The following is a 454-nucleotide window of genomic DNA, read 5'->3' as shown; positions in this document are numbered from 1 at the left end:
TACGGGACGTGGACGGCAGCCGACCGGACGCCTGGGCGTACTTCGAGGACGTCGTGTACGGCGGCGGGAGCGGCTCGCCGGACGACTACCGCTGATCGGCCGGGTCGGTTGGATCGGCCGTGTCGGCCGGGTCGGCCGGATCCGCCGGAACCGTCGGATCCGCCGCGTACAGGGCGGTGAGGGCCCGGGCGCGCTCGCGGAAGCGGGCCCGCAGGCCCTCCGGGGCCAGTACCTCCGCGTCCGCGCCCAGTTCGGCCAGCGTGGCGAAGGCGACGTCCTCGGACTCCACCGGCAGATCGAGCGTGACGCGCCCGGCCGGATCGGGGGCTCCCGCGCCGGCCAGCGCCTCGCCGATGCCCGCCGGGTCCGCCACGGCGGGCAGTCGGCGCAGCCCGCGTTCGCTCAGGCGCAGGGTGACGGTCGCCCGCAAGAGCGCCCTGGCGAACCCGGCGGA

At 77.1% G+C, this 454-nt stretch carries 1 protein-coding gene; it reads right to left on the bottom strand.

Features of this window, described 5'->3' with window-relative positions; all coding sequences use genetic code 11:
• Positions 1–85: 85 nt before the first annotated feature.
• Positions 86–454: WYL domain-containing protein (locus G3I71_RS47375; protein ID WP_164325137.1), on the bottom strand; the 369-nt coding region annotated here is incomplete at its 5' end.

The sequence above is a fragment of the Streptomyces sp. SID12501 genome, from assembly GCF_010550245.1.
Classification (GTDB): domain Bacteria; phylum Actinomycetota; class Actinomycetes; order Streptomycetales; family Streptomycetaceae; genus Streptomyces.
This window is presented reverse-complemented; position numbering and strand designations above follow the sequence as displayed.